The sequence below is a fragment of the Candidatus Omnitrophota bacterium genome (assembly GCA_040755155.1).
Taxonomy (GTDB): domain Bacteria; phylum Hinthialibacterota; class Hinthialibacteria; order Hinthialibacterales; family Hinthialibacteraceae; genus JBFMBP01.
This window is the reverse complement of record JBFMBP010000155.1, coordinates 1-14320: the sequence shown is the minus strand read 5'-3', so window position 1 is coordinate 14320 and position 14320 is coordinate 1. Positions and strand designations below refer to the sequence as shown.

Annotated in this window: 17 protein-coding genes and 1 tRNA gene; 7 read left to right on the top strand and 11 right to left on the bottom strand. The window is 52.0% G+C overall.

Annotation, left to right across the window (positions count from 1 at the left end):
- Positions 1-137: 137 nt before the first annotated feature.
- Positions 138-1073: a TIM barrel protein gene (locus tag AB1656_24665; protein ID MEW6238590.1), complete on the bottom strand. Its 936-nt coding sequence runs from the start codon at positions 1071-1073 to the stop codon at positions 138-140.
- A gap of 256 nt (positions 1074-1329) precedes the next feature.
- On the opposite strand from AB1656_24665, the gene AB1656_24660 reads away from it, so the two are divergent.
- From AB1656_24660 to AB1656_24650, 3 genes are all read left to right on the top strand, one after another.
- Positions 1330-1406 (top strand) — tRNA-Pro (locus AB1656_24660).
- A gap of 98 nt (positions 1407-1504) precedes the next feature.
- Positions 1505-2362: a hypothetical protein gene (locus AB1656_24655; GenBank protein MEW6238589.1), complete on the top strand. Its 858-nt coding sequence runs from the start codon at positions 1505-1507 to the stop codon at positions 2360-2362.
- Between the two features lie 9 nt (positions 2363-2371).
- Positions 2372-2542, top strand: coding sequence for a tyrosine-type recombinase/integrase (locus AB1656_24650; GenBank protein ID MEW6238588.1), 171 nt, complete (start codon positions 2372-2374; stop codon positions 2540-2542).
- Here AB1656_24650 and AB1656_24645 read toward each other — a convergent pair.
- From AB1656_24645 to AB1656_24605, 9 genes are all read right to left on the bottom strand, one after another.
- Positions 2539-2727: a helix-turn-helix domain-containing protein gene (locus tag AB1656_24645; protein ID MEW6238587.1), complete on the bottom strand. Its 189-nt coding sequence runs from the start codon at positions 2725-2727 to the stop codon at positions 2539-2541. The two genes, AB1656_24650 and AB1656_24645, sit on opposite strands and share 4 nt — an antisense overlap.
- Before the next feature lie 100 nt (positions 2728-2827).
- Positions 2828-3064: a hypothetical protein gene (locus tag AB1656_24640; GenBank protein ID MEW6238586.1), complete on the bottom strand. Its 237-nt coding sequence runs from the start codon at positions 3062-3064 to the stop codon at positions 2828-2830.
- 72 nt (positions 3065-3136) lie between these two features.
- On the bottom strand, positions 3137-3277 hold the full coding sequence (locus AB1656_24635) for a hypothetical protein (protein MEW6238585.1): 141 nt from the start codon (positions 3275-3277) through the stop codon (positions 3137-3139).
- 3 nt (positions 3278-3280) lie between these two features.
- Positions 3281-3541 (bottom strand): hypothetical protein, encoded by a 261-nt coding sequence (locus tag AB1656_24630; GenBank protein ID MEW6238584.1) that lies wholly within the window; start codon positions 3539-3541, stop codon positions 3281-3283.
- Between the two features lie 15 nt (positions 3542-3556).
- Positions 3557-4141, bottom strand: a complete 585-nt coding sequence (locus AB1656_24625) for a hypothetical protein (protein ID MEW6238583.1) — start codon at positions 4139-4141, stop codon at positions 3557-3559.
- 2 nt (positions 4142-4143) lie between these two features.
- The gene (locus AB1656_24620) at positions 4144-5148 is read right to left on the bottom strand and encodes a hypothetical protein (protein ID MEW6238582.1); all 1005 of its coding nucleotides are present in this window, start codon (positions 5146-5148) and stop codon (positions 4144-4146) included.
- A 94-nt stretch (positions 5149-5242) separates the two neighbouring features.
- The gene (locus AB1656_24615; GenBank protein ID MEW6238581.1) at positions 5243-6811 is read right to left on the bottom strand and encodes an Hsp70 family protein; all 1569 of its coding nucleotides are present in this window, start codon (positions 6809-6811) and stop codon (positions 5243-5245) included.
- A complete protein-coding gene (locus AB1656_24610) occupies positions 6804-7346 on the bottom strand; it encodes a hypothetical protein (protein ID MEW6238580.1) in 543 nt (180 codons plus the stop codon). The genes AB1656_24615 and AB1656_24610 overlap by 8 nt, the downstream gene beginning before the upstream one ends.
- Positions 7347-7463: 117 nt before the next feature.
- Positions 7464-8453 carry a hypothetical protein gene (locus tag AB1656_24605; protein MEW6238579.1) on the bottom strand — a complete coding sequence of 330 codons (990 nt, stop codon included), beginning with the start codon at positions 8451-8453 and terminating at the stop codon, positions 7464-7466.
- Positions 8454-8777: 324 nt separating this feature from the next.
- Between AB1656_24605 and AB1656_24600 the strand changes: the two genes are divergently transcribed.
- The gene (locus AB1656_24600; GenBank protein ID MEW6238578.1) at positions 8778-9299 is read left to right on the top strand and encodes a hypothetical protein; all 522 of its coding nucleotides are present in this window, start codon (positions 8778-8780) and stop codon (positions 9297-9299) included.
- Positions 9296-10312 (top strand): hypothetical protein, encoded by a 1017-nt coding sequence (locus AB1656_24595; GenBank protein MEW6238577.1) that lies wholly within the window; start codon positions 9296-9298, stop codon positions 10310-10312. The genes AB1656_24600 and AB1656_24595 overlap by 4 nt, the downstream gene beginning before the upstream one ends.
- Here AB1656_24595 and AB1656_24590 read toward each other — a convergent pair.
- Positions 10249-10491 (bottom strand): hypothetical protein, encoded by a 243-nt coding sequence (locus tag AB1656_24590; protein MEW6238576.1) that lies wholly within the window; start codon positions 10489-10491, stop codon positions 10249-10251. The two genes, AB1656_24595 and AB1656_24590, sit on opposite strands and share 64 nt — an antisense overlap.
- 465 nt (positions 10492-10956) lie before the next feature.
- Here AB1656_24590 and AB1656_24585 point away from each other — a divergent pair, with 465 nt between their 5' ends.
- Complete coding sequence (locus AB1656_24585) at positions 10957-12012, top strand: hypothetical protein (protein ID MEW6238575.1); 1056 nt, start codon at positions 10957-10959, stop codon at positions 12010-12012.
- 180 nt (positions 12013-12192) lie between these two features.
- The gene (locus tag AB1656_24580; protein ID MEW6238574.1) at positions 12193-14253 is read left to right on the top strand and encodes an ATP-binding protein; all 2061 of its coding nucleotides are present in this window, start codon (positions 12193-12195) and stop codon (positions 14251-14253) included.
- Positions 14254-14320: the final 67 nt, after the last annotated feature.

Genomic DNA, 14320 nt, shown 5'->3' with positions numbered 1-14320 from the left:
ATAGATCCGCTTCTTTTTTCGGCGATTCGGAATTGCGTCTTTAGACGCATTATACTAAAAACGAAAGACTCCCTCCATCCCTTTCGGGCGAAGGGAGTCTCTCACTCTCCCATTCCATCCGCATTTTGGGCCGCCAATCATCCTAAGACTTTTTTGGCGAAGGCCACATTCGTCCGCGTATCCTCGATGAGGCGATTTTCGCGTCCGCTCTCTTCGAGAACGTACCACTTATCGTACTCGATATCCTTGCACGCCTTGGCGATATCCGGCCACTTGATCTCCGCATTGGGAGAATCGAAGACTTGCACGTCTTTCCCATTATCCTTCAGATGAATTTCACAGATGCGGTCGGCGCCCAGGAGGCGAATTTCATTGGGTACATCATAGCCATTTGTGGTGGAATTGCCAATATCGTAATACACTTGCGCGATCGGAGAACCAATCCGGTCGATGATCTCCAGGTTTTGTTCGGCGGATAACGTGTTTTCCAAACCCAGCGCCACGCCCGCCTCCTCCGCACGGGGAACAATCTGCTTAAGAACCTCGACGACGCGGTTGACTTTTTGACTGTCCAACTCGAAAACTTGAAAAGGTTCCTTCTTCAAGAGTCGATAACGTCCCATCCCATCCCGCAGCCGCAAATCGCCATTGCCGAAAAAGGCGATCAGGATGTTCGCCGCGCCCAAAGCGGCCGCCGCTTCCACGGCGTCGATGACGTAAACCGCCGATTGGGGTTCCGTGGCGAGAGGGATCATATTGAGAATGCTTCCAGCGGCGACGGAATGAAACGCAATGCCGTTCTCTTTGCCCAGGTCGAGATATTTTTTTCGCACTTTAGGATCGCGCAATGGGATGTTGCTGGGATCCGTTCCCACGCTGACCTGGATGCCGTCGAGATGGGCCTCCTTGGCGCGAGGGATTAAATCGGGCTTGGCGGAACCGCCCAAATTCCAATCGCACATTCCAATTTTCACGCTGGCCATATCCGCCGCTCTCGCTGATGAGATATTGAAACTTAAGGTGGAAAGTCCCGCGCCAGCGGCGCCTAAAAATCCTCTGCGGTTGATTGCCATAATTCTTTCTCCTTGATAATTTAGAACGTTTCCGGAACAGGAAGCGGGAAACGATTTATCCCTGAATGAATCGATGCTTATGAATTCAATCATATTGCGATGAAATGAACAAATTGTAAAGAGAGCGTCTTGGAATCGAAAAATCATGGAACGAAAAGCCGGAGACGATGCGCTAAGGAAATCGTCTCTTTTTCTTCATCGGGTATAAAATAGGACTAGCCTGAAAGGAGATGGATGGATATACTAAAAACGTTTTCGGGGCGTAGCGCAGTCTGGTAGCGTACCTGAATGGGGTTCAGGTGGTCGCTGGTTCGAATCCAGTCGCCCCGACCAATAACTTGCTTATTTTATAAGACTTACATACTTACACTTTCCCTTCACTTGCCTCTTTCCATAGAATTCCCATATAATATGAGAATGGAGAGAGGATCATGATCAAAGTCCATATCCGCCCCCGCCGAAAACAAGATAAGACTTTTTGGTGTTATTATTCCATCGCTGGAAAACAATTCCATAAGAATCTGCAAACGGGGATCAAATCCGAAGCCCTCGCCCGAGTCAAAGAACTCGAACATCAGCTCGCCATTTCTACCGAGAATCACGAGACTAAAGGCCGGGGGGAAATTCTCTCTTTTTTGAATCGGTATTGGGAATACGCGCTTCAACACAAGCGGCCCGCCACCATCGAAATCGAGCGCAGCGCGATAAAGCATTTACTCCATGCGTTGGGCGGGAAAAGACGATTAAGCGATATTACTCCCGCGGCGATTGAGCAGATGAAGCGGGAACGGATCCAGGCGGGAGATGCGCCCTCTTCGGTGAATATTTACCTGCGCCATATCAGCGCGATTCTGGGGCGAGCGGTCAAGTGGGAGGATCTCGACCAGAATCCTTGCCGGAAAGTGGAGAAGTTCAAAGTCGAAAAAAAACTGCCCCGATTTCTCTCGGGGGAAGAAATCGATCGCGTAGTAACGGCGGCGAAGGCCTTGAAGCAGGAATGGCATTGGGTGTTTTTGTTGGGGATATATGGAGGGCTGCGCAAGCGGGAAATTTCCTTTGCCCGATGGGAGTGGTTCGATTTTGAGCGGGGAATGATCGTGGTGCAGGAGGGGGAGGTTTTTAAACCCAAAAGCGGCCGTTCCCGCACGATTCCTATGCATTCGAAAATCAAAGAAATCTTGGGACTTAATCAGAAAAAAAAAGGATACCTATTTTCGGAAGGGGAGGAAGAACGAAAACAGGATCGATATCGCTATGAATTTCGAAGAGGATTTGACAAAGTCATCTAAGCCGCGGGACTGGAAGGAATAACACCTCACGTTCTGCGGCATACGTTTGCTTCGCAGCTGGCCATTGCCGGAGTGAGCCTGTACAAAGTGCAGACGTGGCTGGGGCATCGGGACGCGGCCACCACGCAAATTTACGCCCATCTGCAGGCGACGGACAGCGATATTGAAAAGATCGGCTAGCCGCGGCGTTTGCTTTTTTCGATGAATTCATCCAAATCGGCTTTGTCGAGAAAGACTCGGCCGCCCGGCCGGTATTGGACTTTTTGAATTTCGCCGTCGGCCAAAAACTGGTACAGCGTACGCAGAGAAATCCGCAGATATTTGGCCGCATCCGGGCGCGTAAGCAGGGTAATCGTCTCGGTCATGGCGCTTCGTTCCCAGTTTTTGGTTTCCTCCGCCTTGCGTCTGGGCCGACGAAAGCATTCATCGGCCCCCCATCCAAAGCGGAAGGGCTTCGGTTAATGGTTATTTTTCCGGTCCCGTTTCGGCGAACAGGAACAGGCCGGACTTCGTCGCAGCATTTTTGCCGATCAGCCCGTGAAGGCAGGCGGGCAAGTGGTCTCCGTACATCAAGACGACTCTCACTTCCCCTTTTTTGCTCTTTTTGAGCGCGTTCAGATCGAGAGTCCCAGAGAAATGTTCTTCCCCATTTTCTCCAGTCGTTCGTTCGAATACGTTAATAAGGTTAATTCCCGGTTTCATGATCGCTTCTCCTTTCCGTTGTTTTTTATTGATCGATTGGAACCGCATGAATCCTTGCGCAAAAAGACGAGATCAATCCCTTCCCTTGCCCAGGGTCATGAATCCCGGATCGTTGTTGGGATAGCAGCGAACGACGTTCATGTAGACGCGGCCATTCTTCTCTTTGTGGACGATTTGAGCGAAGCAATGGGCTTGGACGACATCGTCTTGCAATTCCTACAGATCCAATTTCTCTCCGGCCAGCAACTCTTTATGGGTCAGCGCCTGGATCCAATCATTCAGTTTCGATTGGGGAGACAACTCGGAAGGGCATAGACCGGATACGGTCAGAGTATTGAACTCCGGATGGAGGATGCGAAAGCGAAATCGAAAATAACCTTGGAAGAGTTCCACTCCCAGGCACTCCGCCGGATAAACGCCGGGCGCCATCAAGGGATCGGGCGTCGCGCGAATTTTAACGGCCGCTTTTTTGTCCATGATGAATTTCCCTTTCTACGGCTTCGGAAGCATCGCCTTTAATTCGTTGCCAAGCCAGGTCGGGAAATCGTCGAACACGGGAGAGAGATCGACGTAACTGTATTTTTGCCAAGCCGTTTCCATCCAAAAGCGCGCATCGGCGGAATGGCCGAGCAACAAGGCGTTGGCCGCCAAATAGAGATAGATGCGGATTTGGTCGGATACGGGGAGGCCGCTGAGTTGGATTTGCCGCAAGGCGGCATAGGCTTGGGCGTATTTCCCTTTTTGGTAGAAGTCAATTCCCTGGCTGACGAGGGTTCGCGCTCTTGCCGGGGAATCATCCGGCATTCCCGGCGAATGGGCGTTCGCTTCCGGAACGGAATAAGCCGGTTTTTGTTGCGTAGCGGGAGGACTGGCTGGGGCCGAATTTGCTTTGGCGTAGGTATTCGGTTCTTTGGCGGGAGGCTTTTCCGCGGCCGCGGGTTTCTCGTACCGGGGGGAGTCTTGCATGGCCAGATAGCTCGCTCCCCCTAAAATCCCGCCCGCCGCCAATTCGGCGGTTGTGCATCCACGCAGGAAGAAGTGGATGACGAGTAAAAAAAACAAAGCGGTCTTGTTCATGATTATTCCTCCAATCTTTCGATATGAATGGTCTGTTCGTACAAATTCGCCGTGATGAAAATGGGGTCCTGGAGGGTGATGTTGCGGATCAATCTCCGCGATTGCGATTCGAAGATCAGTTGGTAAGACCCCGCCGGGAGATAGATCGTTCGCATGGGCGCCTCCCCTTCCCAAACGACCCGCTGGTTCTCGATAATTTGCAACACTCCCCAAGGATTGGAATGGGCGCGGAAAGCAACCCCGGACGGAGGCGGATCTTTGTTGGAGATCGGCGTAGGAGAGGGGGGAATGGGCGCGGTATACCCCGTCGGCGCGGCGGGGGTAGGATTCGGAAGAATTCTGGGAGAGCGAGTCGGCGTTGGATGAATTTGCGAATCGAACGTTTTCGCATAGCCTTGCGGAGGATGCTGGACGGGACTGCTGGACGCCGCGCCGGCGGACAAGGCGCGATTCCCTCGTCCCGGGCTGGCCGGTTGAAATAAAATCGAAGAGGGAAACAGAAGAAAGCCAATCGCAATAATCCCCACCATGCCGATAAATTGTCTGTCCTGTTCCGGCAGCCGTTGAAGTCCCCGCCGAACCTGCGCGAGACAAAATGCCGACGCACGATAGAATTTTTTTTCCCAATCCAGCATTTCGCGAGCGGAAGAGAACTCCGGATATTGCCAGAACGGAGTGCTGGATTTATAAGAATGCTCTCTTGGCGGCTGCGCCGGAGAGGGATGGGCGCCGGGAGGCGGCTCTTGCCAGCAGAAAAACCGAGAGGGATTTTGATTGATTTGGGCGAAGGTGGTTCGCAGCATCACGAAAGCGGCATTGATTTTAACGGTTTTCGCCCGATGCGCCTCGCTGTCGCGGTTGACGGTGGTGAAATAATTCGCTGCCTCCATAAGGCGGGTTTGGTAGATCTGGGTGAGTTTTTCTATCGTCAACGGTAAATCCTCGCGCCCGATGCCCAGCGTTTGGATTGCCTGAGAGACTTCTCCGGTCGAATGGATTTTTGCCATGATTAAATACGCTTTCCCGGGCGCTTGGCGGTCTTTACCGGATTCGGCGAATCGGCGCGACTCGCCGAATCTCGTAAAGGCGCGGGAGGAAAATTCAGGATTTTTCCCGGATTCCCACGGATAAATCCAGTTGCTTTTCGTCGCCGGTGAATAAATCGCGGGCTTTGATATGCACGATGGAACTGCAATCCACTTGCATCTCGACTCGGACCTGGACCACCCGATCGCCGGATTGCGGTTTCAAGGGGATCCTTACCCAACCCAGTTCCTGATCGGGAGTGAACGGCGTCTCCGGTTCGCCTTTGGAAACAACAATTCGCGCCGATGTTTGCTGGGGGTAGACCGGGGCGTATTCCCCGGCCAAGACCTCGGTGGGAATCAAGGTTCCCCGGGGAATCAGGCCGTCGTTGATGAGTTCCCTGGGCTTGGAGGCATCCGGGCAAATGGCGACGCAGATATCGTGGAGAGTGATGTTTTGCACTTCCACCGGCGGAATATAGTGAAGGGAAGGCGGGACTTTGCCGGTTCGCACCGTTTGCTCGAGAGCGGACATGGCGTTGCCCAGGCAAACGTCAAACTGGGGATGGCTGGATAAATAGATGGCGGCGTCCGGGAATTCCCGTTGGACGTAATTACGGATGAAGGGGGTCAGCGTGGAGCCGCCGGTCAGGAGTTGCGTGGGGATTTGGTTCCTGGCTAAGCCGGATTGGGCTAGGATTTCCTGGTAAGCGTCCCCAATGCGCTGGAGCAGAGGGCGGGAGCGTTCTTCCAATTCCGCGCCAGTAATGCGGCAGGCTTGGAATTGCTTTCCATCCGCAACGGGAACGACGGTATCGGGCTGATAGGTCAAAGCGTGTTTGGCGGCGACGCAGCTTTGATAAAGTTGAGAGCGCAACGCCGGGTCGGTTAAGGGTTGGCCGTCTAACGCCTTGTCCTGAACGATTTCCACCAGGATTTGAGTCAGATTGTTCCCCGCCAGATTGCACGCCCCGGACCCCAGGATGGAAAACCGTTGGCGTTCCGGGGAAATCTCGCCAATCGACAGGTCGGTAGTGCCGCCTCCGATATCCAGGATGCTTACGTATCCTTTGACCGGCAGAGATCCGATTAAAGACCGGACCGCTTGATTGGGTTCATTTTCCATCCCGATCAGGCGAATTCCCGCCCGTTCGATGGCTTCTTTCCAAAGTTGGCGCTGTTGACTGTCAAAATTGGCCGGGCAGGAGATGAAGGAATCCAGTTCCTGCGCCGGAAAGCCAAGAGATGCGGTTGCCTGCTGGATCATAAAGGCGGCGAATTTCTCGATCAAATCGGCCGGTTTTAGGGGTTGGTTTTTCCAATACAAGCAGGGGGCGTCGAAGCTCTTCAGCAGGTCTTTCCCGATCGAATAAATGGCCCCTTCGCCAAGATAAACCAGGTTTTCGGCCTCGCTGCCCAAACGCAGCTGGTTATCCCGGTCGAGGGCGGCTTTACTGGGAATAAAAGGGATTCCGTTAAAATGGAGAAGGCGAAAGATCGGCTGGTCCATCGGCGGCATATGCGCGATGACGATTTTCGTTTCCGAATTTCCCAAATCCCATCCCAGCGCGCAGCGGCGCGGATCGATGGGGAATTCTCCGGCTATAAACGGTTTCAGGTTATGAGAGAGGGTATTTTCAGACATGATGGCAAGTCTCCTTTTCCGAATAGGCAATAATCGCCACCTCCGCCGGACGCAGAACGCAACTTCCTACTTGGGCGCCGTAGGAGAGAATCTCGGTGATGGCGCCGGGGGGAAGGTCGGCGGCGGCGGGGGACGTTTTGCGAATGCGTACGATTTTGGGATCGGCCATCTGGCCGATCAGTTCGTTCGAGCCGATGATTTCGATGCCGATGCGTTTCATCGCATCCACGAGCGTGTCGTGCCAAGCGCTGGCGTCTTTGGTTCGCTTGGCGCGTTTGTCCCCTTGTTGGGCGCAGCGCAGCGAATCCGCCAGGCGGCAGAGGGAATCGATTCCCTGAATCGGATTGAGCAAGGCTAGAATTCGTTGCCGGAAATCCTCCAAAAGGGGATGGAATTCTTCCCAGAGGGCGTCGGCCTGCGATGAGGAGAGTTTTTTCTCCATCCGCATCAGGATTCGCCCTAACGAATCTTCGCTTTCCGGCTTGTCCATCGGGATGGTTGGCGAGGGGGTGGAATCAAGGTTTTCTTCCGTCATGATTGATCTCCTTAGAGGGAATGGAGCGGGACAGGCCCGTTCGGATCGAGGAAGAGAATGGCGAAAATCGATCTCTTGCCTCATTAATTAGGGGCGGGAGCGTTGTTATGAAAATTTTTATTTGCGTTGGTTTCGAAAAATCGGGCAATGGGGATCGCAAAAAGGGCGAATCTCCGGGTCTTCGCACCCCAAGCGCCGGTAATTCTTTGCATAAGCGAATTGGACCTGTTGGACGATTTCTTCCGGGCGAATGATTCCTCGGCCCTTCCGCGGCCGGTTTTTGTTGCGCCATTGCATCAAGCAGCGGATGGCCGTCTGCAAAGAGTCCCCGCGATTTTTCAGATGAATGGCCAGACGGAAGGTAATAACCCGTTGGAATTCTTGCACGCCTTCGGACAGGATTCGGCGGGCGCAGGGAAGCAGATCCCGGTTTTGGCTGGGCCGTTCGCTGGAAGAAAAAACTTCCTCTCGGGCGAGGGATTCGACCGGATAGGCGGCGAGAAAGCGGCGAACCAGCGCTTCCGGGACGCGTTGAATGGAACGCAAGAATTCCCATTGATCGGGATAGGGTTTCAACTGGGCTTCCGGATCGAGAAAAACGGTTCGTCCCTGGGGAACGAGGGCTCCGAATAAAGGAGCATTGATGAAATTTCCGATCGGGCAGGTTGGAGTAAGCCGGTCTTGTTTGGGGAATACTTCAGGATTTGGTTGCCCAATGTCCCGCAGGAGCGACCGCAGGAGCCTGCGCGCGTTAGCCGCCCGGCAGGGTTGCTCGAAAAAGACCCACGCGTGGTATCCCTTGGATTTGCTCCTTTCGATGACGCAGGCGATATTCCATTCTCTCGCCCGCCGCGCCCAGGCCAGCGGCGGATGGGCATCGCCGGAATCGAAATCCACCGCCGCCGCCCGCGTCCATTCCCCGTCCAACAGAAAAACTCCGTAAGGTTGCTTCCCTGCCAAATGATCGAGGATCACTCGATCGGTCACGGGTTGCTTGACCACCCGCGCGCGTCTAGCGGCCAAGTCATACGTCCCATAGACATCCAAGCGGCCGGTGAAGAACGATTTATAAAGATCCAATTGATGGGTTGAGATTTCCCCTTTCATGGTCTGACTCCTCCTTATTTTTCTTTTGGCTTCTCCCTTCCTTCGTCGATTCGAGCTGTCTCTCCCGATGGAATAGGGCTTATAACTACGGGTTTGTTTTTGTGAGTTTTGAAGGAAAAAAATGCGAAGAGCGGGGTTGAATCCCAGTCTTTGGCGAAGATCAACCCCGAGGGAATCCGGCAAGGAATGATTTTTTTTAAAAAAAATATCAAAACTACCCGACGGCGGGCTTTAGGATGAGAAGCCTATTGCGAAAAGAGCCGGTCGATTGGGGGATTAAACTAGCAAAGCCCTCCATTGCTTGGCCGGCGAAAGGAGTCCGCGATGTTCATTGACCGCTCCCACGATCCTTCCCTGTTAGCCGCGATTTGTTGGAAACTGGGAATCCACCCGAATTATCTCCTGGACGCGCAGTTATGGACTGAAATCATTCATTGCGCCGCCGCCCAAGAAGTGCAGATCACGAATGGGAAAGTGAATTTTCTCACCCCCAATCAAGGCCTCTACACCCATAATTTCCAGAGCCAATTGGCCTGTCCCACGTGCGGGAAATTTCTCAATCCCGCCCAGCCCGAAAAAGTAGGGATCAGCCGCTGCTGCCGGCGGTTGTATTGCCAATATTGCCAGCAGGAGGGATGGATCGGTTTTTGCCCGCGCTCGGCCAAACCCGTCTGCCGGCAGTGCGGTCTGTTGGTTCTCATCCCTCCCCGCGGAAAACTCCTATTCCATCGGGATTGCGCCCGCGAAGCCGAGGCTCTCCGCCAATCCGTGTATGCGGCGTTAAGCGCTCATCCCGCCTCCTGGTTTCGATTGGCGCAAAATTCTTTTTCGGGAGAATCGCGATGAAAGAATCACGAAAAAATGCTTTCGATCCGGACAAACTCGCCAAGTGGCTGGAATCCCCCCTGCTTCAGGGCGATCTCTATCTGACGCCGCTGTGGAATTCGTACCTTCGCACAAACAGTCCGGCGGCCTACGAGGCCATGAAACGGCGGATTGCCTTGTATGCGCGCCAGCAACCGGTTCCGCCGGGGCAAATTCGATCCGTAACGCGTTGCGACCCCGTCTCTACGGGTGAGATTTTGATCGGCTATGACTGCCGTTCCGCTTTTCCCGTCGCATTGCGCATGCAGGATTTCTTTCAACACGTCATCGTCGTCGGCGTCCCCGGCTCCGGGAAAACGAATTTGTTGAAAATATTGTTGAGCGCCTTGCTCCAATTCTCGATCCCCTTTCTGGCTTTTCAGAAAAAACTCAACCAGTTCGAACATCTCCGGCAAGAACCGGACAAGGCGGTCACGCTTTTTCACCTGGACGAAATCCGCGACGCTTTCTTTGAGACCGAAGACGCGGCCCATCTTCACCGGGCTTTCGAGATCCCTCTCACCCTGGCGCATGAATTGTACGGCAAACAGGACAGCCGCGCCTTCAGCTATAAAGCCCTGCAGCGCTTGCTGGCCCAGTGGCCGCCGGAGCGCATTCTGCGCGAAGGCTATCCGACGGTCCTCGATCTCATCCACGCGCTTCGGGAAATCGATCCCCAGGAAAAACGCTCGCCGCTTTACCAAAGCATTCTCAATACCTGGCAATGGATTTGGATCAAAAATCCGGTCTTTCACGCCCGGCGGGGGATGTATTCCACGATTCGCAGCCATGCCACGGCGGTGCTCTACTCCAACGGCGAGGAACACTTGGTCTGGCTTCTCGCTTTTTTAACCGCCAGCCGCTTGATCCAAGAAAACAACCCCTTGCCCCCGGAGCGAAAATCCCCCTTCTTTCTCATCGCCGATGACGTTCAGGAATTGATTGAAAACAAGGAGCATTCCCGCCGGCAAAAAGGGCTTACCGCGGGATCGTAGCAGCCGCAGCTGGTGTAGGAGGATTGATAGGCGGCTTTGGTTAGAGCGGCGATTTCCTGGGGGGTGAGGATGCGCTTTCCGCCGAGGGGACGATTCTTTTCCGCCGAAAATTCCAGGGACTTCACTTGCCAGGGAGCAGCCAGCCCCAACGCCAGACGAAACAATTCTTTCTCATTCATGTTCTTGAGGATTCTTTCCGTATGTTTTAGAATGCGCTTGGCCTGGGCGGAGGATACGGCGACGCGGGGACGCGACCGGAGCGCCGACCCAGAGGCCGAGACCGAAGAGGGACGGGATCTTCCGTCCTTCTTCCAATTTTAAACTTTTCGGGATTGGCACGAAAGCGATAAATCCCAGGGGGTTTGGGGGACAGCGTCCTCCAACTCTATCCACACCTAACAGCTCAGAACCAAAAAATCTAACCTGGTGTACACGCCGCTTGGAAATTGATCCACCTGTCTAGGGATATCTTCTTACCCGCAGTTACGGGACACCCACTTTCCTGCACTTGATTGGGGGTGAGTCAAAAACCAACTGTCGCCCTGGGTCAATTTCCAAACGTTGCCAACAGAAGACGGAAGTGCGATGATTGGGTTCGGTGAAAATGAATATACAGGTGCAGGTTCTTTAAAGCGGGAGGCATCATGAAGAGACCCAAACAAGCAAAAAGCGACTTCAATCTTGTGGTGGAAAATGCTTTCAATTTCTTCAAGAAATCACTAGAAGAATTCGACAAAGAACCCAAGTACTCGGTAATCCATTTCCATGCAGCCGTTGAGCTAATCATGAAGGCCCGCCTGCTTTGGGAACATTGGACTTTGATCATTACCCGACCTGAAACTGCGAACCTGAAGAGATTTCGCTCGGGAGATTTTCAGTCCGTCAGCATCAAGGATGCGAAGGCCCGGCTCGAGTCAGTCGTTCAGGATGGCCTGAACAAAGCGGAGTACGAATGCTTCTTGCGCCTCTCTGACCACCGAAACCGTATGGTCCACTTTTATCACCCAGGCTATACAGGTAACAAAGCCGAATTGGAGAAAATCGTAGTTGAGCAGTGTTTGGCCTGGTACCACATGAGTCAAATATTCGGGAGATGGAGCGAACAATTCCAAAGTTACAGAAAAGAAATCGCCAAAATCGACAAGGCGATGCACGAGCATCGAAAATACCTCAAGGCAAAATTCGACGCGCTTGCAGAAGACATCAAGAATCGTGGAACTACCTTTAGTATCTGTCCTTCTTGCGGTTTTGAATCATTCGAAGAAGGCGTAGGCGATGAGCCTATATTGGATTATGAATGTTTAGTCTGTAAAGTCCGAAAGACGGGTTTGGTGGTTGAATGCCCCGAATGCGGTGAGCAAAACAAATTAATCGGAGAGCCTTGGCATGAGTGTGATAAGTGCCACCATGAATTCGACGAGAACGACGTCCAGGCATTTTTTACCAAGGATTGCATGTATTATGACAAAGACAACCCTGACCAATCGGCTCATTGTGGAGAATGCGGCGGTTACCAGATGGTTGTCCAAGTCAATGACACCTGGATTTGTTCACAGTGCTTTACTAAGTACGATTCTGAAGAGATTGATTATTGCGATTGGTGCAATAGTCTCTCTACCGGCAACTTAGAGAACAGTTACTATTGGGGCTGTGCTGTGTGCGACGGCAAATCTGGATGGGACAGTGACAAAGATGCTTAGGGAACCATTCAGTGAAGTGCCTTGACAGACGACGGAGAGAACATCCGGGGAAAATACCCCTCAAGAACCGTGTGTACCCGATCACCGAAACAACCAGCCCCGGGTGACGCATGCATTATGTCGCTAACTCATTACCGTTGAGCGACAAGCCTAACAAGGACCATATCGAGGCGCTTAGCAATGGGGTATCCTGTACTCGCAAGCCCCGCAACTGAAGAACGAAGTGATGGTTCCACTATGAGCAACGTCAACATTAAAAGAGCAATCGAAAACATCCGGGCCAATACTACGGTCTACACACCGGTCATCGAGATGATCGTAAACGCCATCCAGGCGATTGACGAAGTCGGCAAGACAGATGGAAAAGTTTCAATTCGTGTACAGCGAAGTATCCAAATCGAGATTGACGACAGTCTTCCGGAAATCAACAGCTTTGAGATCGAGGATAATGGCATAGGATTTACCGATGTTCATCGGAACTCGTTCGACACACTCTATACCGACCTGTGGATCAAGGAAGGGGGCAAGGGTTTTGGCCGTTTTACCTGCCTTAAATACTTCGAAAACCTTTTCGTCAGGAGCATCTTTCGGGACGGCGACGGCTTCAAGGCGCGTCGTTTCTCAATGGGTAAAGATAACGACATCATCGTTCATGAAAAAGTTGAGGCGTGCGAGCAACAGGAATCCGGTACTGTCGTGACCTTGAGTACCTTGAAGAAGGGACGGTCCTTTGACAAAAAACTTTCGACCATAGCCAGAAACCTAGTCGAGCGAATTCTTCCCTACTTCATCACGCAGAATTATGTATGTCCTGAGATCATACTATCTGAATTGGATGGGAGCGACGCCATCAAGCTGAATGATTATGTCATCAATGAATTGTCTGCCGTAATCAAAGAAATCCAGGTTGAAAGGAAAACATATACCCTGAATGATAATAACGTTGATGAAAAGTTTCTTGTTCGAGTATTCAAGCTATATTCTCCCAGGAATCAAAAAAGCCGGATTAGCCTTGTAGCGCACAAGAGGGAAGTCTCAGGCTCCGCGATCCACAAGTATATCCCCGAGTTCGAGGACGAATTCTATGAGAAAGACAGTAGCGGTGAGATCAACCACGAGCGTAACTACATCATCAAGGCCTATGTGTTCAGTTCGTACCTTGATCGCAACGTGTCACTGGAACGAGGCGGATTCGAGTTCCCGATGGAGTCGAACCTTATCTCTGAAATAGGCCAGGCTGATATCGAGCGAGAAGCCGCAGCGATTGCCAAGGAATCTATGGGCGCCGATATCATTTTAAGACAGGAAAAGAAAAAAGAGCGTGTCCAGTTATATGTGGACGAGGAAGCACCGTGGCACAAAGATATTCTTGAAAAGATTGACCTCAGCGGGATGCCTTACAATCCATCGTATGAAGAGATCGAGATACAACTGCAAAAAGAGAAGTTCCTACAGGAAATCCAGATCAAGAAGGATGTTGAGAAATTGCTAACTGAGAGCAATTTCGAGAACGTGAAAGAAAGCGTTCTCGAAATTGTCAGCAATATCTCCGGCACCAGTAAGAACGACTTGATTCACTACATTGCGCTCCGCCGGAAAATACTGGACATCTTTAGTAAGAGTCTTGAGATGGATGATACAGGCGCATATTCATCTGAGGGCGTTGTCCATGACATCATCTTTCCGCGAAAGGGTGACACGGAGATCACGTCCTTCAAGGATCACAATCTTTGGATTTTAGATGAGCGTTTGAATTTCACCACTTATGTTTCGTCCGACATTCCACTGGGTGGAAAAAATACAGAACGCCCAGACCTTATTGTTTACAACAAACGCGTTCTTTTTCGTGGTGATAATGAAGCAAGTAACCCGATCACAATTTTCGAGTTTAAGAAACCACAAAGGGACGATTTCGTCAATCCGTCTTCGAAGGAAGACCCGGTCCAGCAGATCGTACGCTACGTCAACGATATCCGCGACGGCAAATACAAGACACCTGAAGGGCGCAAGATACTGGTCAGCGACAACACCCCATTCTACGGATATGTGGTCTGCGATTTGACTCAAAAAATTGAATCCTGGCTTGAGCGCGAAAAGGACTTCAAGCCGATGCCCGACCGTCTCGGTTGGTTTCAATGGATGGGCAATATTAACTTGTATGTCGAAGTTATTAGCTGGGACAAGGTTCTGAAGGACGCGAAGATGCGGAACCAGATTTTTTTCCACAAGCTCGGAATTTAGGAACTGACGAAGAGGAAAAAAGTCCGATTGGGGATTTATGCCGAAAATCCGTTTTGTCATCCGTTGT